This is a genomic window from Serratia sp. TSA_7, assembly GCF_052692135.1.
This window is the reverse complement of record NZ_JBQZFU010000001.1, coordinates 1,809,885-1,836,489: the sequence shown is the minus strand read 5'-3', so window position 1 is coordinate 1,836,489 and position 26,605 is coordinate 1,809,885. Positions and strand designations below refer to the sequence as shown.

Here is a 26,605-nt window from a genome sequence, read left to right as displayed (position 1 = left end):
TCACCTGCCAGGCTGCGGTGCCTGAAGGTTTTCCTGCCGCCATCTGGCCGGCGATACGCCGTGCACCTGCTTGAAGGCTTTGGAAAAGTGCAACTGGTTTTCATAGCCGACCGAAATACCCACCACTTTGATCGCCGTAGGGCCATTGCTCAGCAGGCTGACGGCGATACTCATGCGAAAATTAAGCAAATACTCCTTGGGGCCGATGCCGTAGGCGTTTTTGAACAGCCGGCACAGGTAGCTGCGATTGATATTGCAGTAGGCGGCCAGGCTCTCAATCGTCAAATGTTCATGGTAGCGGTTTTCAATTTGTTTGACCGCTTTACGCAGATGCTGCGCCTTGTCATCGGGATGTGCAGCCGTGCCCTGCAGCCTATTGCCGATTAATGCGGAAAAAAACAGGTAGCTCAGCCCGAGCACCTTCAGCCGATGCTCATCGCCCTGGGCAACGATCTGTCGCAGGTAGCCCAGGGCGTCGGCGTTATCGTCCTGTAGGTTGGGCCGATAAATTGGGAATTGACGGCTCAGATGGCATTCTTCGAAAATCTTGCCGGCGATAAGCCCGTCGACCTCCAGCCACATATAATGCCAGGGATCCTTTTTGTCGGCGCAGTAGGTGGTTACGTCGTGCGGATGGATCAGAAAACCTTCTCCTGCCACGACGGGAAACGAGCCGTATTCGCTGTGCAGCACGCCGGTCCCGCTTATCACATAATGGAATAGATAGTGCTGGCGCACGGCGGGGCCAAAACTGTGGCCTTTATCACAATTCTCCTCCCCATACTGGTACAGGTTCAGCTCAATATTGTCGGTGCGATTGAGGGTGAAACTCTTGTGCATCAGTCATGGCCTCCGTTTTATCTCCACTTTATCAGTGTAGTTGCAGCGGAGCCGCCGGGATATGACCAGATCCCGACCTGGCTCACACTTTTTGCAGTGCGTCATTTTTCGCCATAAAAAGGTCACATTCATCCATATCGCGTGCCGGCGTTGCAGGGTAATTTCAGCTTATCGACAACGGCAGCAGCGGAGAAATACGATGATTAAAGTGACATTTATGGGCGCGGGCAGCACCATCTTCGCCAAGAACGTACTCGGCGACATCATGGCGACGCCGGCATTGAAAGAGGTGGATATTGCGCTGTACGACATCGACAGCGCCCGTCTCAACGAATCCTTAGCCATGCTGAGCAATATCAACCGCAATACCAATGCGGGCAGGGCGAAGATTACCCCTTACCTCGGCGTAGAAAACCGCCGTGCAGCATTGAAAAACGCCAATTACGTGGTGAATGCCATCCAGGTCGGCGGCTACGATCCTTGCACCATTACCGATTTCACCATTGCCAGAAAATACGGCCTGCAGCAGACCATTGCCGATACCCTGGGCATTGGCGGTATCTTTCGCGCGCTGCGCACCATTCCGGTGCTGTTTGATTTCGCCCGGGATATCGAAGCGGTCTGCCCGGACGCCTGGCTGCTGAACTATACCAACCCGATGGCGGCAATAACCGGCGCCATGCTGCGCCATACCGAAGTGAAAACCGTGGGGTTGTGCCACAGCGTTCAGGTTTGCGCCGAGACGCTGCTGAAAAGCGTGGATATGCCGACCGACGACGTGCAATTCCACATCGCGGGCATCAACCATATGGCCTGGCTGCTGGACGTTCGCCGCCACGGCGAAGACCTGTACCCGGAAATCAAGCGCCGCGCCAATGCCTTGCAGGGCAAGCATGATGACATGGTGCGTCATGAAATCATGAAAACCTTCGGCTATTACGTGACCGAATCTTCAGAACACAATGCCGAATACATGCCTTACTGGATCAAACGCAATTATCCGGAACTGATTGAGCGCTTCAATATTCCGCTGGATGAATACCCGCGCCGGTGTATTGAGCAGATTGAACAATGGCAGCAACAGAAAGTGGCGCTGACCCATGACGCCAGCCTCACCCACAGCCGTACCCACGAATATGCTTCTTACATCATCGAAGCGATGGAGACCGATCGGCCTTACAAGATTGGCGGCAACGTGCTCAACACCGGGTTGATCACCAACCTGCCCGCGGAGGCCTGCGTCGAAGTGCCTTGTCTGGTGGATGGGCAGGGGATCACGCCTTGCTACGTCGGAAACTTGCCGGAGCAACTGGCGGCGCTGAACCGCACCAATATCAACACCCAACTGTTGACCATCGAAGCGGCGGTCACGCACAAACGCGAAGCGATCTACCATGCGGCGTTGCTGGATCCGCACACTTCAGCCGAGCTTTCTATCGATGATATCCGCAAGCTGTGCGACGAACTGATTGAAGCGCACGGCAACTGGCTTCCCGCCTACCATTAATCGCCGCATTACCCCGATACCTCCTCAAAACGCACAAGGCGCGGGGCTTCCCGCGCCGTTAAAAATGGGATGGTGAGCCATGTTTTATTTGAAAAACAAGAACTTTTGGATCTTCGGTGCCTTCTGTTTTTTCTATTTCTTTATCATGGGCGCGGTGCTGCCGTTCTTTCCGATCTGGCTGCATGACGTCAATCATCTCGATCAGCGACAAACCGGGCTGGTGTTCGCCGGCATGGCGCTGTTTGCCCTGGTGTTCCAGCCGATTTTTGGCTTCGTCACCGACAAGTTTGGCCTGAAGAAACACCTGCTGTGGATGATCATCTTCCTGCTGCTGTTTCTGGCTCCGCTGTTTATCTATGTGTTCTCGCCGCTGCTGCAAAGCAACTTTTTGCTGGGCGCGCTGCTGTGCGGCATTTATCTCGGTTTGGTGTGCAGCGGCGGTTCGCCGGCGATTGAAGCCTATATCGAAAAAGTGAGCCGCCGCAGCCAGTTCGAATATGGTCGCGCCCGGTTGTTTGGCTGTATCGGCTGGGCGATCTGCGCCTCGATCGTCGGCTACATGTTTACCATTAACAATCAATTCGCGTTTTGGCTGGCCTCGAGTTTCGCGCTGGTGTTGGCGGGCTTGCTTTACCTGTTCAAGCCGGAAGAGAACAACACGCTGGCGGTGGCGGACGGCCTGGCGCTGAACCACAATCCCATCAAGCTCAAAGCGGCGCTGGGGCTGTTGAAAATGCGCAAATTCTGGTGTCTGGTGATGTATATCGTCGGGGTGGCCTGCGTGTACGATGTGTTTGATCAGCAGTTCGCCAACTTCTTCACCTCGTTTTTCCGCGATCGGCATGCCGGTACCCAGGCATTTGGCTATGTCACCACGCTGGGCGAGTTTCTTAATGCTTTTATCATGTTCTTTGCGCCGTTGATCATCAACCGCATCGGCGGCAAGAATGCGCTGCTGATTGCCGGGGTGATTATGTCGGTGCGGATCATAGGTTCGTCGCAGGCGGACTCGGTGACGGCGGTGATTGTCCTCAAAACCCTGCATATGTTTGAGGTGCCGTTCCTGCTGGTGGGCATCTTCAAATACATCACCACCCAATTTAACGTTAACCTTTCCGCGTCGATCTACCTGTGGGGCTTTTGCTTCTTCAAACAACTGTCGGCCATCGGCATGTCCTATGCGGCGGGGATGATGTACGTCAATTACGGCTTCAAAACCTCTTACCTGATCCTTGGCTGCATCGCGTTGCTGTTTACCCTGATCTCGGCCTTTTCCTTGACCGGCAAGGCGCGGGTATTGAAGGGGGAAGGCACACTGCCGCTGGCGGTGAGATAGCGAACACTGCATCAGGTGTTGTGCTTGTGGCCCCCCAAGCTGCTGTGGCTGAAGGGGCTATGTATTTGTTGGCAGTCATTCAGGCAGATGTCGTTAAGGGGTCGGCAAGCCGATACACCTTGACGTTCCAGTAGCTGTTGCCTGACTGGCTGTGCAGCTTCCAGCCGGCCTTCTTCAATTTATTGGCAATCAGGCTGTTCATTACGCCGTGTCCCAACAGCAGTACTGCCCCCTGAGCCGCCGCAAGATCGGCCAGTTTGCCGCTGGCGGCCGCGGCGCGTTTTTTGGCTGATGACAAGGATTCGACATTTTTCGCGTAGCCGCATAGCCACAGAAGGCGAAAAATCACCACCCAATGCAAGGGGCGTAAACGTAACAGCGGTACAGAGAAAACCGGCAGCTCGGCTTCGCAGAACAGGGCGTCGCTCTCGTGGGGGGGCAGGCCCAGCAAAGCCAGGGAAGCCAAGGCTCTTGGCAGGGTGCTGGCGACGACATACCGGGGTTGCGAAGTGAGCGACCTGGCGTGTTCGGGCGGCGTATCGGCGATGCCCGCAAGATTGTATTGATCGATCCAGGCGCGCATCTCGTGGGTGCGCTGCAGCTTGTCGGTATCGATGTTCGGCTGACCGTGACGCAGTAGAATGATGTCCATTTATCGCCCTCCCTTCGGCGGCGCATTATGGCACAGTGCCGATGTGTCGGCAGCGGTTTGCACGGTCTGGCGCACCGGATGTTCATCCGTTTGCTGTCTGAGGGGGGAATTTATTGCGTATTGAGATTCGGGGGCGCTGCGGGCGGGGGATAGAGCACGCCGGATGGCGTGCTCCAGGGTAGGGCTCTCTTAGCGATTATTTCTCGTCCGGCAAAGCGTAAGCGACGATGTAGTCGCCCAGCTTGGTGCCGAAGGAGCCATGTCCGCCTGCGGAAATCACCACGTACTGCTTGCCGTTAACCTCATAGGTCATTGGCGTTGCCTGGCCACCGGCCGGCAGACGTGCTTCCCACAGTTTGTCACCGTTGGTGACGCTGAAGGCGCGCAGGTAGTTGTCTGCGGTTGCGCCAATGAAGAACACATTACCGGCGGTAGAAACCGGTCCGCCCAACATTGGCATGCCCATCTTGAACGGCAGCGGCAACGGAGAGCTGTCGCGCACGGTACCGATGCGTTTTTTCCACACGATATCGTTGGTTTTCAGGTCTACGGCGGAAATATAACCCCATGCCGGCTGTTTGCATGGCAGACCAAACGGCGACAGGAACGGGTTCAGGGTCACGCCAAACGGCACGCCATACTGTGGCTGCACGCCGGCTTCGGTGCCGCTGCCGCCTTTGTCGCCGGCTGGCGGTTCAATCGGGTTGCCCGGGCCGCGCGGGATCAGTTTGGAAACGAACGGCAGGGCGATCGGGTTGGCGATGGCGATTTGACGGTCGGTATCGACAGACAGGCCGCCCCATTCGAACATGCCGAGGTTGCCCGGGAACACCAGCGTGCCCTGCTCGGAAGGCGGAGTGAAGGTGCCTTCGTAACGCAGGCTGTGGAACATCACCCGGCAGACCAGTTGGTCGTAGATGGTCGCGCCCCACATATCCGCGCCGGTCAGTTTTTTCTCCGGACGGAAAGTCAGCTCGGAGAACGGTTGGGTCGGTGACAAGCGATCGCCCTTGGCCGGGCCTTGCGGGACCGGTTTTTCTGGCGCCGGCACCACCAACTCGCCGTTGGTGCGGTTCAGCACGAAGATATTGCCGGTTTTGGTCGGTACGTAAATCACCGGCACCTTGTTGCCGCTCTTGTCGGTGATATCCGCCAGAGTAGGCTGAGCCGGCACGTCCATGTCCCACAGGTCATGGTGCACGGTCTGATAGAACCAGGCCAGCTTGCCGGTGGAGGCATTCAGCGCCAGCAGGCCGCTGGCATAACGCTCCATTTCCGGCGTACGGTCGCCGCCCCAGATATCCGGGGTGGTGACGCCCATCGGCAGATAGACAATGTCCAGTTTAGCGTCATAGGCGGCAGGCGCCCAGGAGTTCGGCGAGTTCGGCGTGAAATGGTGCTCGTCCGCCGGGATGGCGTTCGGATCTTTGGCGCCCGGATCAAAGGCCCACAGCAGCTTGCCGCTGTTGACGTCAAACCCGCGGATCACGCCCGAAGGCTCGCGGTTGGAGTAGTTATCGGTAACCGCACCGGCAACGACAATCACCTTATCGGTGATCACCGGCGGCGACGTCGGCTCATAGTGGCCTGGAGTCGCATACGGCATATTGCTTTGCAGATTCAACTCGCCGTTATTGGCGAAATCGGCGCAAGGCTTGCCGGTTTCCGCATCCAGAGCAAACAGACGGCCGTCATTCACCGGCAGGATAATGCGGCGTGCGCACTGTGCAGGAGAGGTTTCTGCCGTTGCGCCGGCCGCTGCGGTGGTTTCATGGTAAGACACGCCGCGGCAGGTGATGTGCTGGAAGGTCGGGTTGAATTTCAACTGAGGGTCGAACTTCCACTTCTCTTTACCGGTGGCGGCATCCAGCGCGAACAGCTTCTGGTGAGGCGTACACAGATAAAGCGTGTCGCGGATTTTAATCGGGGTGACTTCGTTGGTGATTTCACCCGGATCGTTGGCGGTCTTCAGGTCGCCGGTCTGGAAGGTCCAGGCTTCCTTGAGTTGGCCCACGTTTTTGTCGTTGATCTGGCTCAGAGGGGAATAGCGCGTGCCTTCCTGCGTGCGGCCATAAGCCGGCCAGTCTGCGGCAGACGCATCCGTTTCGGCTTTGGCCTGCGCCGGTTCCAGGGTGCCGTGGATCTCTTGCGGATCGTTAAACACCGCGTAGGCCAGAACGCCCACGGTGATCACCAGCGCGATGCTCAAAGCACCGTACGCCAGTTTGCCGTTGGCGATAAGCCGACGATAGATAAAGGGCAACACCAGCCACAGGCCGAAGAAGAAGGTGACGTCCAGACGCGGCGTCAGTGCCCAGAAATCCGGGCCGACTTCCCACAGCGCCCAGACCGTGGTACCGAGCAGGAAGAGGGCGTACAACAACAGCGCGGTGGCGCGGCGGCGGAACAGCAGCCAGGCCGTGACCAGCAATACTACCCCGGCGATGATGTAGTACAACGAACCGCCGAGCTTAGCCAACCAGATGCCCCCGGCCAGCAGATAGAGCCCGCTCAACACGGCGAACAGTGCCGTTATGATGACGAGCGGCGACAATGACGCTTTATTTTGCATAGTATTATCCTTACCAAAAATGAAAAGTCCCCGATTTAGAGATTAAGCTAAATCAAAAAAAACACGCGGTTTCTCCTTAAAAAACCAGGGTGACGCAAACCCTGTCCCGCGTTTTTGCCTCGGGGCACTTTGCCTTCTCCAAAGGGGGCGCTGCCACAGGTGATAGCCTTGGTTGCCGCCCGGTATTGGTTTTATCATTGGTCAACCGATCATTGTTACCGGTAACGGTGCGAGAGTATCCGGATGCTTCCAGCAGGTGTCAATGCCCGACAATTTATTTCCAAAGCTATTTCCGTACAGATGTAGGGGATATCTGGCAGGTCGCCATTGGGCTTGAGGGACGGCTTTCAATTATTTTGTTTCATCACGGAACTTTCTCATCACAGGATGAATTTTCTTTACGCTTAAATTTAAATATAAATAATCAATGCTTTGATTTTTTTTATTTTAAAATTCTATTTATTCTTGGTTGTTATTATCTCTACTGTTTTTTTATTACGTTATAAATCTGGCCGCAATATGCCTGTTTTTTATCTTATCTATTGTTTTAAATGTATTTTATTTATTTTTATTTTGCGTGTTATTTGTGTAAAAAATAAAATAATATTCGATCTCCTATTTTCTTAAGCGTTTACATTAACTGGTCGCCTACTTTGCATGCGGAGGCGCTGCCGTGCTGTGCCAATGCCCAAAAATATATAACTATGGATTATAATTAAAAGGGATTGAATTAATGAAAGTGATTTTCGCCTCACCGTATACCCAAACTTTTTGGAATGAATATATTCTTAACCCACAATCATGTGAATACAACTTGGTGCTCGACCAAACTATTGAGGGCGATCTGGATATCCATCGCCTGCGTGCTGCGGTGGAGAGCATGAGCCGAAATTATCTTCTTTTTCACCATGTGCTGGATGATAAACACCCGCAACTGCGGTGGGTAAAAACGACCAAGAACATCACCCTTGAAATAGTCGCTGCCGATTGCGACGTCAGCAAATTGATTAATACGCCTTTCGATCTCAGAGAAGGGCCGCTGTGCCGGTTTTATCTGATTGAACTGGCGCCGCAACGCTATAATTTCATTAGTGTTGTCCACCATGTATTGGTCGATGGTCTTGCCGGCCAAGAGTTTTATAACGCCATTTCCACTTATTACAATAATCCGAGCGCAGCGGAATTGCCGGCCGGCAGCATCGATAGCCTCAATGGGCTGTATCGACAATATGAAGAGGATATTTCAGGGCTCAGACAAGAATTCGATTCGCGCGCCTTCTGGCGCGATCTGCTGGCTGACTGCCCGCCACGCGTGGAGCTGCCTTATCTCCCCGATCCGTCCGTTCCAGCGGGCAGCGCCGGCGAAGTCCGTTTCGCGCTGCCTTTTTCCGAGTGGCAAAGCCTGAAGTCCGGCATCAAATACGCCAATCCTTTCCTGATATTCAAAACGCTGTGGGCGCTGCTGATTGCTCGCCTGTCGCCGCAGGACAGGGTGTATATCGGTTATCCCATCGCTGCGGAGGGCGGGAGCGCGTTGTACTACGGCGCTCAGGTCAACACCGCCGTTTTTCCGCTGACGCTGTCGCCGGAGGCCACCTTCAGCCAACTATACCGGGCGACCCTGGGCTACAGCAAAGCGCTAAAAGCCACGGGCAAACTGCGGCACAGCAAATTGCCGATTTACGACATTTTGGGCCAAAGCCAGATCCGCCAGTTGAACGTCAACTTTACTCAGGCTTATCTCAAGGATGCGCCGTTGAGTCTCGGAGGGTGCAGGGTTGGCGTTAATCACCGTTTCAACGTTGATCTGGCCGGTTCCGAGCTGTTGCTGGAGTACCAACCTTCCGATTGCGCTTTTGAATTCAGGTTGCGTTACCGGTCGGATTTGTTCGATGAGACGCAGATGGCTGAAATGGCGGAACAGTTCTGTCATCTGTTGCGCAATGCCCTGAACGAACCGGATGCGCCGATCGCTTCGCTGCCGCAGATGACGCCGCCGCAGACCCGCCGTTTGAACGATCACTGGGCCAGCGGTCAGGACGCGCCATCGCGGCAGGCAATGACCTTGTTCGCCGGCGTTGAAAGGCATGCCCGTCTCTATCCTGAGCGCATCGCACTGACCGACGCCCGCGTTGAGCTGAGCTACGGGCAGTTGGCGCAGCGCAGCGACCAACTCGCGCTGCGGCTGCGCGCGGAGTACCTGAGACTGAACGGCGAAGAGATGCGTCCGGATACGCCGATCCCGCTGTATTTGCCCCGCAGTGCGGATGCGGTGGTGGCGATGTTGGCCATCATGAAGGCGGGCGGCGCCTATGTGCCGCTGGATCCTGATGCGCCGGCACAGCGGCTGGCTTATATTCTGCAGGACGTGAACAGCCCGATTATCATGACCGAAACCGCGCTGCAAGCCGCAGCACAGCAGTTGTCGCCAGCCAGCCACTGTCTGTTGGCGGATGTGCAGTTGCGGGAAGAAGGGGCGATCGCGCTACCTGTCGTGCGGGCGCAACAGCTGGCTTATGTGATTTACACCTCCGGCACCACCGGGCGGCCAAAAGGCACGCTGTGCGAACATCAGGGGGCCGTGAATATGATCGAGGGGCATACCCGGCGCTTGCTGCACCGGGAGCCAGCTGTGCTCAACTGTTTGCAGTTCGCCTCGTTGGCCTTCGATGCGCATGTGTTCGAAGTGTTCGTGGCGTTGGGCAACGGACACCGCCTGTTTATCGCCAGTGAGCAACAACGCCGGGATCCCGCGTTGCTGTGCGGGCAAATGGCGGTGTGGCAAATTCATTTTTGCTTCCTGCCGCCGGCATTGCTCCACACGCTGCCGGCGCTGCCGCCCTCGGTGCGTCATCTTGCGATGGGTGGAGAGGCGGCCTCACGGACGGTGCTCGATCATTATCTGGCGAGCGGCCTGCAGGTGGTCAATATGTATGGACCGACCGAAGCCTCGGTCAGCGTCAGTCTCAACCTTTATCGCCGCAACGGCGCGCGCAATATCGGCCAGGCTATCGCCAACATGCGCTGTTACGTAGTGGATGAGCATTTTAATCTGCTGCCGCTGGGGGGCGAAGGCGAGTTGTGCCTGGCCGGCATCGGCCTGGCGCGGGGATATCTGAACCTGCCGGAGCTCACTGCCTCCGTTTTCGTTGCCAATCCTTTCAGCCAAGAGGCGGATTACCGGCGCCTGTACCGCACCGGCGATCGGGTGCGTCGCCTGGCCGATAACAGCCTGGAGTATCTTGGCCGCCACGATCAGCAGATCAAGATCCACGGCTATCGTATTGAACTGGGTGAAATAGAAATGCAGATGCGCGCCATCGAGGAGGTGGCCGAAGCTGTGGTGGCCGCGCGTCCGGAAGCGGCGACGCAGTTGGCGGCCTGGTATGTGCTGCAGCCCGGCAGCCGGTTGACCGCCGACGAGATCCTTCAACGGCTGGCGGCACAGTTGCCGCACTATATGTTGCCGACGGCGCTGATGGCGCTGCCGGCGATCCCACTGACGGTAAGCCGGAAAGTGGATTACCGGGCATTGCCGGAGCCGACCCCGTTCGAACGACAAGGCGCGTTCCGCCAGCCGGGCACCCCGTTGGAAAGCCAACTGCTGGCGTTGTTCAACCGGCTGCTGGGCTGCCAGGCGGGCGTAGACGATCACTTCTTCCGCTTGGGCGGCAACTCCATCATGGCCATCCGGCTTTGCCACGAAGTCAATAAGCTGCTGGGGGTGAAGATCTCGGCGTTGACGCTGAACCGGCACCCGACGGTGGCGACATTAAGCGAACATATCGACCGGCAGCAACAGGCATCGGCGGATACGGCGATTGTCGCCAGCGGGCTGCGGGAAGCGCCGCTGTCGTTCCAGCAATCCCGGCTGTGGTTTATGCAACAGCTGTCGGGCGGCGCTACGCACTATCTTTCCCCGGTGCTGTTGCGGCTGTCCACCGGGGTTGATTGCGAGCTTTTCATTAAAAGCCTGCAGGCGCTGGTGAGCCGTCATCAGGTGCTGCGCAGTCTGATCCGCCAGGATGAACGAGGGGAGGCCAGTCAATGGGTAAGCGAGGAGATATTGCCGGTATCGCTACGCCTGTTGAGCGCCGAGGCGTTTTCCGTGGCGCTGTCGCAGGCGCTGCAACAACCGATGGATCTCACCTGCGAGTTGCCGCTGCGGGCTGCGCTCTACCGCTATCCTGAGCCTACGGGGGGCGAGGTAACCGCCTGCCTGCTGGTTTTCCACCATATCGTTTTTGATGGCTGGTCACTGGCGGTGCTGCTGAAAGAGCTGGACGCGCTCTATCGCCATTTCCAGCGTTCGCCGACAAGCCGGCCTCCGACGCCGGGCCTGCAGTATCTCGACTACGCGCTCTGGCAGCGTGCGCCGGAGAACTCGAGCCGCCAAACGGACGATCTGGCCTTTTGGCAGCGGGAGCTGGAGGGTTGCCAGCAGCTCGACATCCCCTTGGATTATGTCCGGCCCACCGCTTTCGACGTGCGTGGGGACAGCCGCGAAGTGACGCTGCCGGCGGAACTGGTGGCCTCGCTTGACGGGCTGGCGCGCAGAGAAGGGGTTACGCTGCATGCGGTGCTGCTGGCGGGATTCACCCTGTTGTTGTCGCGCTATACCGGCCAGAATGACGTGATGGTGGGTACGCCGCTGGCTAATCGCGGCCGGCCGGAGCTGGAGGGGGTCATCGGGTTCTTCGTCAATACGCTGCCGCTGCGCAACCGGTTGGATCATCAGCACAGTGTAACGGCGTTTATCCGCCAGGTTGCGGCTACCACGCTGCAAGCACAGCAGCACCAGGAGTTGTCGCTGGAGCTGTTGGTCGACAGCCTGAAGCTGCCGCGCGACTTTTCACGTCATCCACTGTTTCAGGTGATGTTCGCACTGGAAAGCGACGCCAATGCGGCGGAGCGCCCGGACTGGTTGTCGGTGGTCGATCTGAGCGACCACGAGCGGACCGCCAAGTTCGATCTGACCCTGACGCTGGCGCCGGATGAGCAGCGGCTGCGTGCCCGTTTCAACTTTGCCGTGGCGCTGTTCAGCCAGGCGTCGATAATGCGGTTGGCGGGTTACTACGTCGCCATTTTGCAGCAAATGGCGCAGCATAACGAGTGGCCGCTGGAAAACATCAGCTTGCAGCCGCAGCGCCCGCCGGCGCAACCGGTGCCGGCATTTCCCGGCGCATTCGAGCGCACCTTGCACGATGACTTCATCCGCCATGCCCGGCGCAATCCGCAGGCGGTGGCGGTGATCGATGAGCTGGGCGAAATGACCTATGGCGAATTGTACGAGGCGGCGCTGACGCTTGCCACCCAACTGCGGCGGCAGGAGCCAATCGTCGGCGAGGCCATTGCTATCATTGCCGACAAAGGGCGCCGACAACCGGTCGCCATGTTGGCGGCGCTGATGTGCGGCAAGGCGTTTCTGCCGATGGATACGAGCTGGCCGTTGCAGCGGCGGTTGGCGGTGATGGCGCAGGCCGGGATCAATACGCTGTTGAGCAGCGCGCCCTGGCCGACCCGCGAGATTAACGTTATCGAACTGGGTGCCGACGGCCTCGCCCTGGGGCTGCCGGTGTCCGCGCCGCTGCTGCCGGCGATCGACGCCGCCCCGGACAGCCTGGCGTATATCATTTTTACGTCGGGTTCGACCGGGACGCCAAAAGGCGTGGCGATCGAGCACCGCAGCGTGGTGAGCACGCTCGACGTCACCCGGCGCCATTTTTCCCTCGATGAGCGGGATCGCAGCCTGGCGATCAGCGCACTGAGTTTTGATTTGTCGATCTACGATATTTTCAGCCCGCTGAGCGCAGGCGGTGCGGTGGTCATGCCGGCCGAACGGGACCGGGTCAGCCCGCAGGCCTGGCATCAATTGATGATTGATCACCGGGTTACGGTATGGCTGAGCGCCCCGGCGTTAATGGAGCTGTTGCTGGACTATGTCAAAGGAGCAGGGCTGATGTCCGGGCCTGAGCCGGCGCTGCGTGCGGTGATGGTGGGCGGCGACTGGATCGCCACTTCGCTGCCGGCGCGTTGTCGCGAGTGGGCGCCGCGCAGCCGCTTTTTCAGCGCAGGGGGCGCCACCGAAGCGGCGATATTCTCGATGTTGTACGAGGTGCAAAGCGAGCAAGCGATTTTGTCAGCCAGCATCCCCTACGGCAAACCGCTGGCCTACCAACGCTGCTATATCCTGGACGCCTGGCTGCGACCGGCGCCTGAAGGGGTCAGGGGCGAGATTTATCTGGCCGGTGCGGGGCTGGCGCGGGGTTACTACGGTGATCTGCAGCGAACCGCAGACAGTTTCTTTTGGCATGAACAGTTGCAGGATCGCGTCTATCGCACCGGCGACGCCGGTCGTTTGCTTGAAGACGGCAATATTGAGTTTTTGGGGCGCCTCGATCAGCAGATTAAGCTTAACGGCTACCGTATCGAACTGGGGGAAATTGAAAATATTGCGCTGTCTTATCCCGCCGTCACCGCCTGCTGCGTGGCATTGATTACCCAGCCGCAGCCCTATCTGGCCGCCTATTTTGTCGCCGACGAAGCGACAGATACCCGAATGCTGGCGCAGCATCTGAGCAGCCAACTGCCGCAGTATATGATGCCGCAGGCGTTTATCCAGTTGGAGCGGTTACCGCTGACCGAGAACGGTAAAATTGCCCGCCAGGCGCTGCCGCTGCCGGAGGTGGAAGCGCGCGAATTCGCCGCGGCGGAAAATGCCTGGGAGAGCGCCTGCGTTGCCATCTGGCGCGAACTGCTGCAACGGCCGGACATCAGCGTGGAGGATAACTTCTTCTCGCTGGGCGGCAATTCGATTCTGGCGATCCAGGCTTGCTATCAGATCGGCCGACGCTTGCAGCGTGAGGTCACGCTGAGCGAACTGGGGCAGTTCCCGACCATTCGCTCCCTGTGCCAGGCCCTGCGCCGGCTCGGCGGCGGCGAAGCGCCGCTATCGATACCGGCGTTGCAGCGGCAGGCTTACCCGCTGTCGTCTGCGCAGATGCAGCTGTGGTTTATCGAAAATCTGAACGGCAGCAGCAATCTCTATCATGTGCCGATGCAGTTTCGCCTCGACGAGGATGTCTGCTTGACGGCCTATACCGACAGCCTGCAGGCGATCGTCGCCCGCCATCAGGTGCTGCACAGCCTGATTGACCGAACGCACTCCCACACTGCCGTTTCTCACTCTTGCACGCAGACGCTGTGCGTGGAGCGATTGACGATCGACGCACCGCGCTGGCGGGATCGGCTGAAGCAGGATATCGACCGGCCGTTCGCGCTGGATACCGAGTTGCCGATCCGAGCCTTTATCTATGAGCTCACGCACCCCGAGGGGGGCCGCGAACGTTACAGCCTGATCCTGGTGCACCACCTGGCGTTCGACGGCTGGTCGCAGCGGCTATTTGTGCAAGAGCTGGACGGCCTGTATCAGGCGCAGCGGCAGGGGCGACCGGCGGCGTTGCCGGCGCTGGCGCTGCAGTATGGCGATTATGCCGTCTGGCAGCAGGAGTACCTGGCATCGACGCAGGCCGAAGGGCTGAGGTCCTATTGGCGGCAACGGCTGGCGGGGTGGCAAACGCTGGAGATGCCGCTCGATTTTGTGCGCCCGGCCCAGTTCGACCACCAGGGTGCCAATCACGCCATCAGCCTGCCCGAGGCGTTGATCGCGCAGGCGGAAAATTTTGCGCAACGTGAAGGGGTAACGCCTTTTGCGCTGTATCTGGCGGCGTTCAACCTGTTGCTCGGCTGTTTCAGCGGTCAGCAGGACATTCTGGTCGGCACGCCGGTCGCCAATCGCCCGACGGAGGAAACTCGCTCGGCGATCGGCTTCTTCGTCAACACGCTGCCGCTGCGTTCGCAGATCGACGACGGCCAGCCGTTGGCCGGCTACGTGCATCAGGTATTCGATGGCGTGCTACAGGTGCAGAAATACCAGAACCTGCCGCTGGATCACCTGATCGATCTGCTGCAGGTGCCGCGCGATCTTTCGCGTCACCCGCTGTTCCAGGTGCTGTTCGTGCTGGAGGATGACGGCGCGCAGCCGTCGCCGCCGGAATGGCTGAAGCCGCAAAGCCTGATGGAACATTATCAGGCGGCGAAGTTTGACCTGACGTTGAGCATCCAATTGGCGAAGGGCACCGGGCAAGCGGTATTCAACTACGCCACCGCGTTGTTCAGCCCGGCCACGCTGGAGCGGCTGTCCGGCTATTATCTGGCAATCCTGCGGCAAATCGTCGAACGAGGCGAACTGCTCGTCAGCCAACTGGCGCTGGTGTCGGAAGAGGAGGTGGCGCACCAACGGGCTCTCCGCCAGTCCTGCCTGCCGCACTATGATTTTGAACGCGCCATCCATCATGATTTTATCCAGCAGGCCGTCCGGTATCCGCAGCGAGTGGCGATCGTCGACAGCCTGGGCGAACTGAGTTATGGCGAACTGTACCGGGCGGCGTTGACTCTGTCGCTGCAACTGCGTGAACACGCGGATATGACGGCCGAAACCTTGGCGGTAATGGTCGACAAAGGGCGGGCGCAAATTATCGCGGTGCTGGCGGTGGTCATGTCCGGCAAGGCCTACCTGCCGCTGGACGGCGCCTGGCCGGAACGCCGTTGCCTGGACATTATCGACCAGTCGCAGACCCGGGTGATCCTCAGCAGCAGGCCGTGGCGGGAGACCGGCGGGGCCAGAGTGCTGGTGGTCGATCCGCAGGGCGCGGTGGCCGAATTGCCGCCTGCGTCGCCGGGGGCGCCGTTGTTGCCGCCACCTTCCGCGCTGGCCTATGTGATCTTCACCTCAGGTTCCACCGGTGCGCCGAAAGGGGTGGCGGTAGAGCATCGCGGCGCGGTGAACAGCATTATCGATACCCTGCGCCAACTGGATCTCGGAGCGGAAGATCGGGCGCTGGCGCTCAGTGCCTTGAGTTTTGATATCTCGGTGTTCGATCTCTTTGGCCTGCTGTCGGTGGGCGGCACCCTGGTGATGCCGTCCGAAGCCGAACGCTATCAGCCGCAGGCCTGGCATCGTTTGCTGATGACCCAGGGCGTGACCTTCTGGAATTCGGCGCCTTCGGTGATGACCCTGCTGGTCGAGGAGCTTGAAGCCGGGGCCGCAGAGGCCTGTTGGCCAGCGCTGCGCAACGTGGTGCTGGTGGGCGAGGTTATTTCCCGGCAACTGCCTGCCCGCATTCGCCAGTGGCGACCGGGTTGCCGGGTGATCAGCGCCGGTGGCGCCACCGAAAGCTCTATTTGGTCGATCCTGTATGACATCCCGGAAACGCCGATAACCGCGCCCAGCGTGCCCTATGGACAGGCGATGGCGCACCAGCGCTTCTATGTGCTGGATCGCCATCTGCGGCTGCTGCCGCCTTGCCTGCCGGGCGAACAATACATCGGCGGGGCCGGTGTGGCTCGCGGCTATTATCGCAACCCGTCGCTGACCGACGAAAAGTTTATTTATCATCCTGAACTGGGGGAGCGGTTGTATCGCACCGGCGACGCAGGCCGCTACCTGCCGGACGGCAATCTGGAGTTTTTGGGGCGGATGGATTTCCAGGTCAAAATCAACGGTTACCGGGTGGAACTGGCAGAGGTCGAACAGCGGGCGCTGGCGTTTGGCCCGATAAAGTCCTGTTGCGCCATGGTGTTGCAGGAGGCGTCACAGCATCGGCTGGCGCTGTACTACGTCAGCGATGAAGCGCTGGCGGAACCGGCGCTGCTGGCGTTTATGAGCCAGCGTTTGCCGTTGTACATGATCCCTACCGCGCTGATGCGCCTGGAGGCCTTGCCGTACAACTCCAGCGGCAAGCTGGATCGTAAAGCGCTGCCTGCGCCGGCGGCGCGTGAACTCAATGACTATGTTGCGCCGGGAAATGCGCTGGAACAAGGGCTGTGCGCGCTGTGGCAACAGGCATTGCAGTGCGATCGTGTCGGCATGACGGACGACTTCTTCCAACTGGGCGGCACCTCAATTCGGGCGATCTCGCTGTGCCTCAGCATGGCGGAACTGCTGGGCACGCCGGTTCCGGTGGTCAGGCTGTTCCAGCACCGTACGTTGAAGAACCTGCTGGCGGCGGGTGAGCAGCCTTTGGTGATGCCGCTCAATCGGCCGGCCGGCGATGCGCCTGCGCTGTGGATGATTCACCCGGCGCTGGTGGGTGCGGAAGCCTTTCACTCCCTGGCTCAGGAATTGCAGGGGGAAATAAACTGTTATGGTGTTGATAACTATAATCTTTACCACAGTCAGACCATAGATTCTCTCGGTAACATCGCCGAGCTGTATCTGAGTGAAATGACCGCCAACGGCCTGTTGAACCCGGCGGGGCCGATACGCATTTTGGGGTGGTCATTGGGGGGCATCATTGCCTTGGAGATCGCCGCCAGGCTGGAGGCGCGCGGGCACTGCGGCGTCCGTCTCTGTCTGCTGGACAGCTTCTATCGGCAAACGTCGGCTGAGCTGCCGCTTGAGCAACTGCTGTCGGCGTTGGGCATTGAGGGCGATGCGGCCCGGCGCGCTACGGCGGTGGCGCAGGCTGAACAGCGCCTGGCGGGGGGAAGGCTCAGCCGCAGGCTGCAAACCACTCAGGTGACCCTGTTCAAGGCGATGCAGGTGAATCCGCAACTGCCGCAAGGCGTGATGGAGCCGCTGCTGGCGGTAGCGGACAACGGCCTGAGCGCCGCTTGCGAACAGTTGACGGTGATCCCGCTGGCCTGCCACCACCACAACATTCTGCGATGCGGGGAGGAGATAAAGGCGGCGCTTAACGCGGAGCAATGACGCTATGGGGAAGACGGTAGGCGCCATCGTCTGATTTATGAGCCAAACTCATAAACTCAAGCGGATTCGCTCCATAGTCACCGCCATCCCGCTCTTCTACAGTCATCACACGATAATCGGCCTCCGGCAAGCACGTCGGGGGCCTGTGCGATTCACCCGGAGGAATGAAATGCAAACACGCAAATTGGGCAACGGCGGCCTGGAAGTCTCGGCGTTAGGGCTGGGTTGCATGGGCCTGAGCTTTGGTTACGGCCCGGCACCACTAACTCCCTCATCTGACCGAAAACCTCGGTGCAGTGGCGGTGTGCTGTTTGCGGCTGGGGTAATAGAGGTAATAGCCGGCACTTACAAGTTTGAATTCGGAAATGTTAGCGGCCCACAGGCTCATGTTTTTACTGTGAGATTTTATGGCACTCCTGATACGAGTAAGGTTCGCAACTACCTGACTTCTGTGGGTTATAAAGTGCAAGCTCAATGTGATGTTGAAGCAGAATGCTGGAGAGCTCAGCGTTCTAAGGATGTTGTGACAGTCATTCAATACACTTCGCCAGATAGCCTAGTGGTTCAGGTCTACCGCAGCCCTTACACAGAGTAGCGTCTGATATCCTCAGAGCATGTAAAGGGTCTTTCTGGGACCCTTTTAAATTGAGAGCAGTTAAATCAATAAAAACAGCAAACTATGTTCTTATTGTGGTTTGTTGCACGCGCGATTGAACCTCAAATCCTTTGTATATGCTTGTCCGTGCCATCACACCCGATCACTCATGAATTCAACTCATAGGTCCTTGCGTATTTTGCTATCTAGTCCCGGTAGCGGTGCGGCGTTATCTTTCTCTTTCGCGCTATCTTAACGGGAGCAGTCAGTGAAATGACTCGCAGCGTCTACCCTTATCTTGTCCATGTCAGCACCGGCAGCCATTGCCGAAACGGAGGAAAAATTGAAAATTCAACGCAGCGGTTCCCTGCCATCCCGGCCGGGTCCCGAGGATTACTTTACCGGCCAAGTACGGATTGATGCGCCTTTTGCCGGTACTGAACCGGCCCGCGTGGGCGGCGCCACCGTGACCTTCGAACCCGGTGCCCGCACCGCCTGGCATACCCATCCGCTGGGGCAGACGTTGATCGTCACCCAGGGGCGCGGCTGGATCCAGGTGTGGGGCGACCCAATCCAGGAGATGAATCAGGGCGATATCGTTTGGATCCCCGAAGGGGTCAAGCATTGGCACGGCGCTACCCCGGAAACGGCCATGACCCATATCGCGATTGCCGAATCCCTCAACGGCAGCCCGGTTGACTGGATGGAGAAGGTTAGCGACGAGCAATACCGGCAATAAGAGCGGCGGTATTACCGGCGAATTGCCCGCGTGCTGAAGCGATAAACGCCTGTTTAACGGCGGTTACGCATTGTCGGCTTGCTCGCAAAAGCGCAGGCAATTGCCGAAGGGATCGGTGAGGTTCAACTGTCTTCCCCAGTCAAGGGTTTCAACCCCCGGACGGGCGTAACGGTACTGTTTCGCCATTAACTCCTGCTGCAGGGCATCGATATCGCGGGTCGGAATAAACACCGCTGAGCCGGGCGTACTGTCGCCGTAATGCTCGCTGAGATGCAGGGTCAGACCTGAGCGCGATATCTGGGCATAAAGCGGCAGGTCTTCGCTAAAGCGGTGCTCCCAATCCAGCGTGAAGCCGAGAAAATCCAGATAAAATTCTTTGGCTTTTTCGACCGAGAAGATACGGATAATGGGAATGGCGGCGGAGAGTTCCATGTGAGAGTCCTTGTAAGCCCCCTGACGGGAAAGCAAAATTAGCAGAAATGGCAGCGGATTAGCCAGCGCTCAGCCCCCTTGCGGGGGCCGGCGACAGATTCAGATATCCAGCCCGCCAAGGCACAGATATTTGATCTCGAGATAATCTTCGATGCCGTACTTCGATCCTTCGCGCCCCAGGCCGGAGTTTTTAACCCCGCCAAAGGGGGCGACCTCGGTAGAGATCAGCCCTTCATTGATGCCGACAATGCCGTATTCCAGCGCTTCGGCCACGCGCATCACCCGGCCGATGTCGCGGCTGTAGAAGTACGAGGCCAGGCCGAACGGCGTGTCGTTCGCCAGTTCGATGGCTTCGGCTTCGTGCTCAAAACGGATCAAGGGCGCCACCGGGCCAAAGGTTTCCTCATGGAAAATTTTGGCCTGCCTCGGTACGTCGGTCAGGATGGTCGGCGTATAAAAGTTATTGCCCAGTGCATGGGGTTGGCCACCCAGCAGCACCGAAGCACCGCGTTTCACGGCATCGGCGATATGCTCGCTGACTTTTTCCACCGCCTCCCGGTTAATCAATGGGCCGATAGTGACGCCCTCGTCCATGCCATTGCCCACTTTCAGCTTCGCCACCGCGGTTTTCAGCTTTTCCGCAAAAGCGTCGTAGACGCCGTCCTGCACCAGAAAGCGATTGGTGCACACGCAGGTCTGGCCGGCATTACGGTATTTGGAGGCTACCGCCCCGGCGACGGCGGCGTCCAGATCGGCATCGTCAAACACGATAAAGGGCGCGTTGCCACCCAGTTCCATGCTGGTCTTTTTGATGGTGGGCGCACACTGCGCCAGCAACTGCGCGCCTACCTCTGTGCTGCCGGTAAAGGAGAGCTTGCGTACGTCCGGGTTCGCGGTCAGTTCGCCGCCGATCGCTTTGCTGGGCCCGGTAATCACGTTGCAGACGCCCGCCGGTAAACCGGCGCGTTCGGCCAGCACTGCAATCGCCAGCGCCGAGAACGGGGTCTGGCTGGCGGGGCGGATCACCCCGGTGCATCCCGCGGCCCAGCCGGGGCCGGCTTTGCGGGTGATCATCGCCGCCGGGAAATTCCACGGCGTAATGGCGGCAAATACCCCGATGGGTTCTTTTTGCACGATAATGCGCCGGCCGGGCAGGTTTTGCGGAATGGTGTCGCCGTAAACGCGTTTTCCCTCTTCGGCGAACCACTCGATAAACGAAGCCGCATAGGCAATCTCACCGCGGCTTTCGGCCAGAGGTTTGCCCTGTTCTGCGGTCATGATGCGCGCCAGATCGTCCTGGTGTTCCATCATCAGTTCGAACAGGCGGCGCAGCTTGCCGGCACGCTCTTTGGCGGTCAGCGCGCGCCAGGCCGGCTGGGCTTTTTTGGCGGCGGCTATCGCCTGTGCGGTTTCTTCGGCGCCAAAGGCCGGCACCTGGCCGACCAACTCGCCGGTGGCCGGGTTATGGATCTTGATGGTTTGCCCGTCTTTGGCCTGCAGCCATTGCCCATCGATGTAGTTTGCTTCGCGAAATAGCGCGGGATCTTTGAGGGTGGCGGAGAAGGTCGTGCTCATCGGTTATCTTCCTTTTTCAGAATTCCAAACAGTATGGCCTGTCCCAAATAGTCCTCTTTACCCTAGCAAACTTTTTCGCATCCATTTGCTGCCATGCGCACCTTCTGTACAAAAAACAGTCGTCGCCGGGACGATACTGAACTCAGTGAGCATATGACCCTTTTCGAGATAACAAAAAGGAGTGTGCAGAATGGTAAATTCAGTGAATCGGCACCTTGCGGCTTACAGCAGCAACATGGATTTTCTCGCTTCCAGCATTGCGCTGATGGAGTGGCAGGGACGCGAAATCGACGCCGGCAAGGTGGCCGGTAATATGTCGGATTCGCAAAGTCGTTTGTTTTTCGAGCGCCTGAACTATTTTCGCCAGCTTTATCAGGCCACCTCGATGGCGGAACACAGCCTATAAATCCTCATTGAACCCGACCCCGCCAACGCGGGGTTTTTTATGGCGATTTACACCGGCCACACCCCGGTGTTCAGCGTGGCCGGGGAGTATTCCAGGTTGCGGCCGCGCCAGGGCAAAGCCTGCGGGAAGCGCCACGCACTGTGCATATCAAACCGCCAGTAACGTTCCGCCCCCTCCACCCCGTGGTCGATATCCGTTTGCCAGAGGATCTGCGTTTCCCCTTGCAGATGCAAAATATCGCCATTGTCGAAATCGACAAACAACAGCGCCGCCCGGGGTTGGGCCAGCAGATTACCGAGGGTGTTCATATAGCGGTTGCCGCGAAAGTCCGGGATCCACAGGCGGTTGTCCGCCAGATGGATAAACCCCGGCTTGCCGCCACGGTGCGACATATCCATGCCGCCCTGCGCCAGCCCGGTGTGAGCGCAACTGGCGACGAAAAAGGTGTCCGCCCGCCGGATCAGCGCCTGCGCACCAGCATCCAACACAGGAAGATATTCAATCGGCGCAGATTCAGCGGCCACCGGGTAAAGCTCGCGCCGCTGGATATATTGCGGGCAGTTGCCAAAGCTTTGCCGGACCTCGATTTCAATGCGGTTCTTGTCGGTGCGGCCAATCACGCCGTTGGCGCGGTTGCGCCTGCGGTTGCTGAAATCCAGCCCCAACGCGCCAACCAGTTTGCCGCTTTGCAATGCGGCCTGCGCCGGATCGTCGTTGCGGCGCGGCGCGCTGATCCGCAGGTGGGTGTCATCCGGCGTGCGCAGAAAACCGGGCGGGCCGCTGAACAGCGTAGCGACCGGCCAGCCCTGATCGTCCAGCGTGGCGACGAACAGGTAGGGCAGCGCGGCGAAAAACTCGCGGTGCTGGTCGGGCATGGCGGCATAAATACCTGCGCCCACGCGGTCAAAACCGGCCAATGCCTGGGCGCGTACTTCATCGGGGTGGAACAGCGGCTGTGTCATCAGCGTTACCTCGCGGTGGGTTCCGGCAGCGCCGGCATGGCGAAGAAACCAGGCAGAGCGGCGATGCGCGCAACCCAACGCCGGATCGCCGGATAGGGCGCCAGCGAGATGCCGCCTTCCGGCGCTACTGCCACGTAACTGTAGCAGGCCAAATCACCGATGGTGGCGTGTTCCGTCGCCAGAAAATCACGTTCCGCCAGATGCTGTTCCATCTGCGACAGGAAGCGCGCCGCGATCGCCAGCGCAGCCTGATAATCCTCCGGAGCGGAAAATTGGGCGATCAGCCTGCTGGAGGCCGGGCCGTAGCGGACCTCTCCGGCAGCTTTGGACAACCATACTTGCACCTGCGCCGAAGCCTGCGGGGTTTCCGGTAGCCAGTGGCTGCCCGGCGCGTAGCGTTTGACCAGATACACCAAAATGGCGTTGCTGTCGGCGAGCGCCAAGTCGCCATCCACCAGCACCGGGATTTGGCCAAGCGGATTGAGGCGGCGGAAAGCCTCGCTCTGGCGCACGCCGGCGGGAGCCTCGATAAATTCGTAGGGCAGGTCAAGCATACGCAGCAGCAACGCCACGCGATGAACGTGGCCGGAAAGCGGGGTACCGTACAGTTTGAGGGTTTGCATAATGAGGCTCCTGAATAATTTTTATCAGCATACTCTTGCGGGCAGCGAGCGGAATCCGGCAATGTAGAAATTGATAATTTCACATTTTGGAAGAATCTATGGATAGGTTGGACGAACTGGCTATCTTTGTGGCGGTGATTCAGCACGGCAGCCTGGCTGCGGCCGGGCGCAAGCTGCGGCGTTCCGCGCCGGCGATCACCCGTGCGATTGCCTCGCTGGAGCAGCGTTTTGGTGCCCGCTTGGTGGAGCGAACCACCCGGCGGCTGGCTCCGACCGAGGCGGGTTTGCGGCTGGCGGAGCGTGCGCGCCTGCTGCTGCATGACTATGACTCGGCGGTGCTGGACACGGCGGACAGCCAGCTCTCCGGCATGTTGCGCGTCACCTCGCCGGTGCAGTTCGGGCGCAAACACGTGGCGCCGCTGGTGATGGCGTTTCTTGACCGCTATCCGCAGATGCAGATTGAAATGGTGCTCAACGATCGCAACCTGGATTTGATCGACGAAGGGCTGGATGTGGCGGTGCGTATTGGTCATCAGCAGGATTCTTCCCGGGTGGCGCGCCGGTTGGGGCAGGTGTCGCGGGTCACGGTCGCCAGCCCGGCTTATCTGGCGCGGCGCGGTGAACCGAAACACCCGGCGCAGTTGACCGATCACGATACCATTGTCGGTACCCAACGTGCGTCGCTGCGCGAATGGCGTTTTGGCCCGCAGGAAAATGGCGAGCGGGTACGGCTGACGCCCAGGCTGTTGATCAACGAGGTGGAAACCCAACTGCTGGCGGTGCGGGCGGGCAAGGGCATCGCCCGATTATTGTCGTATCAGGTGGCGGACGATCTGGCGGCGGGCACGCTGGTGCGTTTGCTGCCGGCGTATGAACCCTTGCCGATGCCGGTGCAACTGGTGGCGCAGAACGTGCAGCGCATGCCGTTGAAGGTGCGTACCTTCTGGGACTACGCCTGGCAAGAATTAAGCCGGTTGGCGCAAATTCAGCCGGCATAAACCGGCGAATCAATACCGATAAGTTTCACTGGTTAAACTTATTTGGCGCAAAAATAAGATTTATTTTACCGCGCACGCATTGCTGCGGTTCCCTTCTTGACAATATTTTGGCCGGTGCTAATAGTTAACGCATATCTTATCTTAAATAATAAACGAAGTTTAATATATGAAACTTGTCCCGGGAAGTTACGATAACGGTTCGACGGTAGACAATGAAGATGAGATCCTGAACTCATTTCAAACCCGCAGTCAGGCCGTTTATCAGAAAGTACGCAGCGAACTTAATATTGCCTATGGTTATTCGGAACGGGAAGTTTTTGATTGGTTATATTCCGATGCGCCCTCTAAAGGAACATTAATATTTATTCACGGCGGTTATTGGCAATTTTGCCGTAAAGACGACTTCGCTTTTATTGCCGAGGTGCCATTGGCGCTGGGCTTTGACGTGGTGTTGCTGGAATATACGTTGGCGCCGGTGGCGACACTGGAGGATATTTGCCGGCAAATCGGCACGGCGCTGGATGCCATTGAACTGCGGCTGGCAGCGCAAAAAAACGCGCCGGTCTATTTGTGCGGCCATTCCGCCGGCGGGCATTTGGCCAGTTATTGGCAACAGCATGCGGTTGTTGACGCAGTATTGCCCATCAGCGGCATTTTTGAACTGGAACCGCTGTTAAGCACTTACGTAAATCGGCAATTGCAACTGACCCGGCGGCAAATCACGCAGCTGAGTCCGGCGCGCCATATTCCTGAACAGCTAAAACCCATGACGCTGTTTTACGGTGCAGCCGAGCTGCCGGAGCTGATAGGGCAGTCGCTTCATTATTACGCTGCGCTGCGGGAGAAAAACCTGCCGGCTGAGCTGGTTGCCGTAGCGGGAGCCAATCATTACAACGTACTGGATCAGCTGTTCGCCGCTGACGGGGCGCTGATCCGGCAGTTAATCACCACGGGGAAATAAACCATGCGCAGCATCGTTGATACCGGCCTGCCGGAGATTGGGCAACCCTTTTCCTGGGCCACCAAAGGCGGGGGCATGTTGTTCACTGCCCACGGCCCGGTCAGGCCAGACGGCAGTATTGAAACCGGTGCGCCGGAAAGCCAGATTACCCTGACGTTCGATAATCTGGCGCAAACGCTGAAAGCGGCCAATAGCCACAGCGATAACGTATTGCAGGTGATTGTTTATCTCACCGATGTGAATGACGTTAAATTGCTCGATGAGATTTATAAAAAATACTTTAATTATCCTTACCCCAATCGCTCAACCGTGATTGTCGATAAATTGGTAGTGCCGGGAATGAAAATAGAAATAACCGTCAGCGCCATGGCCTGAGTCGCATTTAATTATCACCTTCACCAGTAAATTCATTAAATAATGAATTAAGGTATCGCTATGTTTAATCATATCGGCGCGTCTGCGCCCGATCCTATTATGTCGTTGATGGAAGCTTATTTACAGGATGAAAATACGCAGAAAGTGAATCTGGGTATTGGTCTTTATTATGATCAGCAGGGCAGGATCCCGTTGATGCAGGCGGTTGAAGCGGCCGAACGGCGCTTGCTTGAACAGCGCACTCCCCACGGTTACCCGCCGATAGAAGGTTCGCCGCTGTTTACCCAACAGGTGCAAAGCTTGTTGTTTGGCGAACAGGAGACCTCCGCTATCGCCACGGTACAGACCCTCGGCGGCTCCGGCGCCTTGAAGCTGGCGGCGGACTTTATCCACCACTATTTGTCCCGCCGCGATATCTGGGTATCTGACCCGACCTGGGCCAACCATTGGGCCATCTTCGAGGGGGCCGGGCTGAAGGTTCACACCTATCCGTACTTTGATGAGGCCAGCGGGGGTCTGCGTTTTGACGCCATGCTCGATACGCTCGCCAGCCTGCCGGAAGGCAGCGTGGTGCTGCTGCACCCTTGTTGCCACAACCCGACCGGCACCGATCTCACTCAGGCGCAGTGGCGCGCCACGATCGAGGTGCTGCAACGCCGCCGGTTGCTGCCGTTCTTCGATATCGCTTATCAGGGGTTTGGCGACGGCCTGGCAGAAGATGGTTTTGCGTTGAAGGAGGCGCTGAAAACCGATCTGGAATTTTTGGTCGCCAACTCGTTTTCTAAAAATGTCGCGCTGTACGGCCAGCGGTTGGGGGGCTTGTCGGTGCGCTGTGGCAGCCCGCAAAGCGCGGTGAACGTGAAGGGCGCTCTGAAAACGCTGATCCGTCGCAGCTACTCCTGCCCGCCGACCCACGGCAGCCGAATTGTGGAGACCCTGTTGGCGGACGCGGCGCTGCGGCATCAGTGGGAGAGTGAACTGGCCGGTATGCGCCAGCGCATTAAGCAGATGCGCCAAATTCTGGCCGCAGGGCTGGAGCAGGGCGGTTCACGGCTGGATCACCGTCGCATCCGCGATCAGAAAGGCATGTTCAGCTATACCGGGCTGAACCAACAGCAACTTGCCCGGCTGCGGCAAGAGTATGCCATTTATCTGGTCGCGCCCGGCCGCATGTGCCTGCCTGGCCTGAACCAAAATAATGTCGATTACGTTACTGCCGCCATTCTGGACGTCACCCGCGCTGTGTGAACAAGGTAGGACA

At 58.4% G+C, this 26,605-nt stretch carries 17 protein-coding genes; 10 read left to right on the top strand and 7 right to left on the bottom strand.

Annotated features, from left to right (window positions below; all coding sequences use genetic code 11):
* Positions 1–840, bottom strand: coding sequence for an AraC family transcriptional regulator (locus ACUTQW_RS08715; protein WP_004946410.1), 840 nt, complete (start codon positions 838–840; stop codon positions 1–3).
* Positions 841–1,039: 199 nt separating this feature from the next.
* Here ACUTQW_RS08715 and ACUTQW_RS08710 point away from each other — a divergent pair, with 199 nt between their 5' ends.
* The gene (locus ACUTQW_RS08710) at positions 1,040–2,347 is read left to right on the top strand and encodes an alpha-glucosidase/alpha-galactosidase (RefSeq protein WP_006326308.1); all 1,308 of its coding nucleotides are present in this window, start codon (positions 1,040–1,042) and stop codon (positions 2,345–2,347) included.
* 79 nt (positions 2,348–2,426) lie between these two features.
* Positions 2,427–3,683 (top strand): MFS transporter, encoded by a 1,257-nt coding sequence (locus tag ACUTQW_RS08705; RefSeq protein ID WP_020439301.1) that lies wholly within the window; start codon positions 2,427–2,429, stop codon positions 3,681–3,683.
* A 79-nt stretch (positions 3,684–3,762) separates the two neighbouring features.
* Here ACUTQW_RS08705 and ACUTQW_RS08700 read toward each other — a convergent pair whose 3' ends face one another.
* Both ACUTQW_RS08700 and ACUTQW_RS08695 read right to left on the bottom strand, forming a co-directional pair.
* Positions 3,763–4,335, bottom strand: coding sequence for a hypothetical protein (locus ACUTQW_RS08700; protein ID WP_006326306.1), 573 nt, complete (start codon positions 4,333–4,335; stop codon positions 3,763–3,765).
* A gap of 196 nt (positions 4,336–4,531) precedes the next feature.
* The gene (locus ACUTQW_RS08695) at positions 4,532–6,907 is read right to left on the bottom strand and encodes a glucose/quinate/shikimate family membrane-bound PQQ-dependent dehydrogenase (RefSeq protein WP_006326305.1); all 2,376 of its coding nucleotides are present in this window, start codon (positions 6,905–6,907) and stop codon (positions 4,532–4,534) included.
* An 89-nt stretch (positions 6,908–6,996) separates the two neighbouring features.
* Between ACUTQW_RS08695 and ACUTQW_RS08690 the strand changes: the two genes are divergently transcribed.
* The 3 genes from ACUTQW_RS08690 to ACUTQW_RS08680 all read left to right on the top strand — a co-directional run bounded on the left by ACUTQW_RS08690 (position 6,997) and on the right by ACUTQW_RS08680 (position 19,012).
* Positions 6,997–7,413, top strand: coding sequence for a hypothetical protein (locus tag ACUTQW_RS08690; protein WP_144080241.1), 417 nt, complete (start codon positions 6,997–6,999; stop codon positions 7,411–7,413).
* 227 nt (positions 7,414–7,640) lie between these two features.
* Positions 7,641–17,678 (top strand): amino acid adenylation domain-containing protein, encoded by a 10,038-nt coding sequence (locus ACUTQW_RS08685; RefSeq protein ID WP_445654838.1) that lies wholly within the window; start codon positions 7,641–7,643, stop codon positions 17,676–17,678.
* A gap of 938 nt (positions 17,679–18,616) precedes the next feature.
* Positions 18,617–19,012, top strand: a complete 396-nt coding sequence (locus ACUTQW_RS08680) for a (R)-mandelonitrile lyase (protein WP_006326302.1) — start codon at positions 18,617–18,619, stop codon at positions 19,010–19,012.
* A 63-nt stretch (positions 19,013–19,075) separates the two neighbouring features.
* Here ACUTQW_RS08680 and ACUTQW_RS08675 read toward each other — a convergent pair whose 3' ends face one another.
* The gene (locus ACUTQW_RS08675) at positions 19,076–19,444 is read right to left on the bottom strand and encodes a glyoxalase superfamily protein (RefSeq protein WP_020439298.1); all 369 of its coding nucleotides are present in this window, start codon (positions 19,442–19,444) and stop codon (positions 19,076–19,078) included.
* 99 nt (positions 19,445–19,543) lie between these two features.
* Complete coding sequence (gene gabD, locus ACUTQW_RS08670) at positions 19,544–21,019, bottom strand: NADP-dependent succinate-semialdehyde dehydrogenase (RefSeq protein WP_004946385.1); 1,476 nt, start codon at positions 21,017–21,019, stop codon at positions 19,544–19,546.
* A 190-nt stretch (positions 21,020–21,209) separates the two neighbouring features.
* Here gabD and ACUTQW_RS08665 point away from each other — a divergent pair, with 190 nt between their 5' ends.
* The gene (locus tag ACUTQW_RS08665) at positions 21,210–21,425 is read left to right on the top strand and encodes a glycogen synthase (RefSeq protein WP_037433119.1); all 216 of its coding nucleotides are present in this window, start codon (positions 21,210–21,212) and stop codon (positions 21,423–21,425) included.
* A 47-nt stretch (positions 21,426–21,472) separates the two neighbouring features.
* Here ACUTQW_RS08665 and ACUTQW_RS08660 read toward each other — a convergent pair whose 3' ends face one another.
* Together ACUTQW_RS08660 and ACUTQW_RS08655 are read right to left on the bottom strand one after the other, a co-directional pair.
* A complete protein-coding gene (locus ACUTQW_RS08660; protein ID WP_064799881.1) occupies positions 21,473–22,387 on the bottom strand; it encodes a pyridoxamine 5'-phosphate oxidase family protein in 915 nt (304 codons plus the stop codon).
* A 5-nt stretch (positions 22,388–22,392) separates the two neighbouring features.
* Positions 22,393–23,010, bottom strand: a complete 618-nt coding sequence (locus tag ACUTQW_RS08655) for a glutathione S-transferase family protein (protein WP_064799882.1) — start codon at positions 23,008–23,010, stop codon at positions 22,393–22,395.
* Positions 23,011–23,108: 98 nt separating this feature from the next.
* Here ACUTQW_RS08655 and ACUTQW_RS08650 point away from each other — a divergent pair, with 98 nt between their 5' ends.
* From ACUTQW_RS08650 to ACUTQW_RS08635, 4 genes are all read left to right on the top strand, one after another.
* Positions 23,109–24,008: a LysR family transcriptional regulator gene (locus tag ACUTQW_RS08650; RefSeq protein ID WP_064799883.1), complete on the top strand. Its 900-nt coding sequence runs from the start codon at positions 23,109–23,111 to the stop codon at positions 24,006–24,008.
* Positions 24,009–24,174: 166 nt separating this feature from the next.
* Positions 24,175–24,969 (top strand): alpha/beta hydrolase, encoded by a 795-nt coding sequence (locus ACUTQW_RS08645; protein ID WP_006326278.1) that lies wholly within the window; start codon positions 24,175–24,177, stop codon positions 24,967–24,969.
* Positions 24,970–24,972: 3 nt separating this feature from the next.
* The gene (locus ACUTQW_RS08640) at positions 24,973–25,344 is read left to right on the top strand and encodes a RidA family protein (RefSeq protein ID WP_006326271.1); all 372 of its coding nucleotides are present in this window, start codon (positions 24,973–24,975) and stop codon (positions 25,342–25,344) included.
* Between the two features lie 60 nt (positions 25,345–25,404).
* On the top strand, positions 25,405–26,592 hold the full coding sequence (locus tag ACUTQW_RS08635; RefSeq protein WP_006326270.1) for an amino acid aminotransferase: 1,188 nt from the start codon (positions 25,405–25,407) through the stop codon (positions 26,590–26,592).
* Positions 26,593–26,605 lie beyond the last annotated feature (13 nt).

Coding starts and splice junctions, on each gene's coding strand:
- ACUTQW_RS08715 (WP_004946410.1), bottom strand. CDS start 840: ATGCACAAGAGTTTCACCCTCAATCGCACCGACAATATTGAGCTGAAC.
- ACUTQW_RS08710 (WP_006326308.1), top strand. CDS start 1,040: ATGATTAAAGTGACATTTATGGGCGCGGGCAGCACCATCTTCGCCAAG.
- ACUTQW_RS08705 (WP_020439301.1), top strand. CDS start 2,427: ATGTTTTATTTGAAAAACAAGAACTTTTGGATCTTCGGTGCCTTCTGT.
- ACUTQW_RS08700 (WP_006326306.1), bottom strand. CDS start 4,335: ATGGACATCATTCTACTGCGTCACGGTCAGCCGAACATCGATACCGAC.
- ACUTQW_RS08695 (WP_006326305.1), bottom strand. CDS start 6,907: ATGCAAAATAAAGCGTCATTGTCGCCGCTCGTCATCATAACGGCACTG.
- ACUTQW_RS08685 (WP_445654838.1), top strand. CDS start 7,641: ATGAAAGTGATTTTCGCCTCACCGTATACCCAAACTTTTTGGAATGAA.
- ACUTQW_RS08675 (WP_020439298.1), bottom strand. CDS start 19,444: ATGGAACTCTCCGCCGCCATTCCCATTATCCGTATCTTCTCGGTCGAA.
- gabD (WP_004946385.1), bottom strand. CDS start 21,019: ATGAGCACGACCTTCTCCGCCACCCTCAAAGATCCCGCGCTATTTCGC.
- ACUTQW_RS08665 (WP_037433119.1), top strand. CDS start 21,210: ATGGTAAATTCAGTGAATCGGCACCTTGCGGCTTACAGCAGCAACATG.
- ACUTQW_RS08660 (WP_064799881.1), bottom strand. CDS start 22,387: ATGACACAGCCGCTGTTCCACCCCGATGAAGTACGCGCCCAGGCATTG.
- ACUTQW_RS08655 (WP_064799882.1), bottom strand. CDS start 23,010: ATGCAAACCCTCAAACTGTACGGTACCCCGCTTTCCGGCCACGTTCAT.
- ACUTQW_RS08650 (WP_064799883.1), top strand. CDS start 23,109: ATGGATAGGTTGGACGAACTGGCTATCTTTGTGGCGGTGATTCAGCAC.
- ACUTQW_RS08645 (WP_006326278.1), top strand. CDS start 24,175: ATGAAACTTGTCCCGGGAAGTTACGATAACGGTTCGACGGTAGACAAT.
- ACUTQW_RS08640 (WP_006326271.1), top strand. CDS start 24,973: ATGCGCAGCATCGTTGATACCGGCCTGCCGGAGATTGGGCAACCCTTT.
- ACUTQW_RS08635 (WP_006326270.1), top strand. CDS start 25,405: ATGTTTAATCATATCGGCGCGTCTGCGCCCGATCCTATTATGTCGTTG.